The organism is Thauera sp. WH-2 (assembly GCF_048321015.1).
GTDB lineage: Bacteria > Pseudomonadota > Gammaproteobacteria > Burkholderiales > Rhodocyclaceae > Thauera.
The window spans coordinates 1-2,123 of record NZ_JBLWFG010000024.1 but is presented as its reverse complement, the minus strand read 5'-3'; the positions used below and the strand labels follow the sequence as shown (position 1 = coordinate 2,123).

2 protein-coding genes are annotated in these 2,123 nt (G+C 60.7%); both read right to left on the bottom strand.

Annotated elements, in window-relative coordinates:
• Positions 1 to 75: 75 nt before the first annotated feature.
• Entirely contained in the window at positions 76 to 780 is a 705-nt protein-coding gene (locus tag ACNKW1_RS15690) for a DsbC family protein (protein ID WP_418365509.1), read from the bottom strand.
• Between the two features lie 50 nt (positions 781 to 830).
• Entirely contained in the window at positions 831 to 1,994 is a 1,164-nt protein-coding gene (locus tag ACNKW1_RS15685; protein WP_418365508.1) for a UbiH/UbiF family hydroxylase, read from the bottom strand.
• Between the last annotated feature and the right edge of the window lie 129 nt (positions 1,995 to 2,123).

Genomic DNA, 2,123 nt, shown 5'->3' with positions numbered 1-2,123 from the left:
AACGCAGCCCCCGTTGGTGCTTGCGTGCGAAACCGATTTCTCGAGCGGCTACACGCCGCCCGAGAAGCTCCCGGCTCAGGGATTGGCGTCCTCGATCGCCTGTTCCAGTTGCGCACGCGGCATGTAGCCGCCGATACGCGTGCCATCGGCGAGGAAGATGGTTGGCGTTCCCGTGATGCGCAAGCTCTGGCCAAGCTCTACATTGCGCGCGATCGCGCTGGTATCGCACTTCGCGTCAGTCGGCACCTTGCCGCTGACCACCCAATCCGTCCACGCCTGTGCGGCGTCATTGGCGCACCAGATGTTGTCGGATTTCTTCGCCGAGTCTTCACTCAGGATGGGGTAGAGAAAGGTGTACACCGTCACATCGTCCATCTCGGCAAGCTCCTTACCCAGACGCTTGCAGTATCCACAGTTCGGGTCCTCAAAAGTCGCGATGACCCGCGTCCCCTTACCTCTGACCAGTTTCACGGCCTGATCGAGCGGGAGCGAAGAAAAGTCGATCGCGGAGAGCTCATTGAGTCGAGCCTGGGTGATGTTCTGTCGCGACGACGTTTCAATAATGCTTCCATCAAGGATGAAGCTGTTCGTGGCATCCGTGTACACCAGCTGCCCGTTCTTCAGCACCACCTCATACAAGCCGCCGTATCCGGTTTTCGTCACTGATTCGACCGCAGGCGCACCGATGAAGGCCTCCATTTGCTTCCGGACATCGTCTTCACTCGCTTGGACTGTGCCCGCAACGAGAACGGTGCAGGCAAAGGCAAGGGGCGTGACCATGGTACGTGTGAACGTACCCATTGTTCGATTCATCTGATTCTCCAATGCATTCAAAGGCGACCGTTAGCAGCGTAACGGACAAGCACGTCCTTTAAGACCGGCAAGCGGGTCGTGAGGTTCAGCCCGGCATTGCGCAGTAGAGAAAGGACGGGATCCCGGGTTCCAAAGAAGCGATTCAGGCCGTGCGTGGCGTACTGCAACAAGAAGGGCTCCTCCGCCCGACGACGCGCATAGCGGCGCAGGACGCTCAGATCGCCCGGATCCTCCCAGGAGGCGAGCCCCGCCAGCTCTTCGGCAAGCACCCTTGCATCCTGGAAGCCGAGATTGATGCCATGCCCCGAAAGCGGATGAATCGCGTGTGCAGCATCACCGATGAGCGCAACCCGAGTCTGCACCGTTTCGGCCACCCGCATCAGCCGCAAAGGAAACGCCGCGCGCGGCGCAAGCAGCGAGAACGCCCCGAGCCGATGCGCGCCCGCTTCGGCCACATGCGCGCAGAACGCAGCGTCGTCCAGCGCGAGGAGCGCATCGGCCGTCTCGTCCGGTGCAGACCAGACGATGGACACCGCATCCCCTGCAAGCGGTAGCCACGCCAGTACGCCGTCCTCGCGAAACCATTGGAATGCGGTGCCATGGTGCGAGCGCTCACAATGCAAATTCGCGACCACGCCCTTCTCGTGATATGGCGTGACAGACGCCTGGATACCTGCCTGCTGGCGTACCCAAGAGTCCCTTCCATCCGCCCCTACCAACAGCCTTGCAGACAGGCGTCTTCCATCCTGGAGCACGAGCGAAACACCACCGTCGTGCCTTTCCATGGCATCAGGTGCACCAGGGCAGAACAGCGTCACGTTGTGTTGACGCTTCAGGCTCTCCCACAGTTCCACATGCACGAGACTGGATTCAGCAATCCATGCGAGCTGCGCCAAGCCGCTCTCGTAGGCCGAAAAGTTCAGCTTTCCACCTGCGTCGCCCTCGATAAGCATCTCGGCCACGGGATAAAGACGACTTCTATCGAGATGCTCCCAGACGCCGAGCGATTCCAGAAAAGCCGCACTTGCAGGACTGTACGCATAGATCCGCGTATCCCACCCGTCACAGCGCTTCGGGGCTGCATGCTCCACGAGTGCGATTCTCAATGCGCTTCGCCGAAGCGCGACGGCAAGCGCAGCACCCGCAAGGCCACCACCGACGATGATGAGATCGAACTTCATCGTGATCTCCGAAATCTCTCAAGCCCCGGATTGTGCCTGATGGTTCTGGGCGCGTCACACCGCTGCCGAGACGTCAGCTGCAGTTGGTGCCGTGTGCAGTTGGCGCCGTGTAGACGCACGAACGCCCTG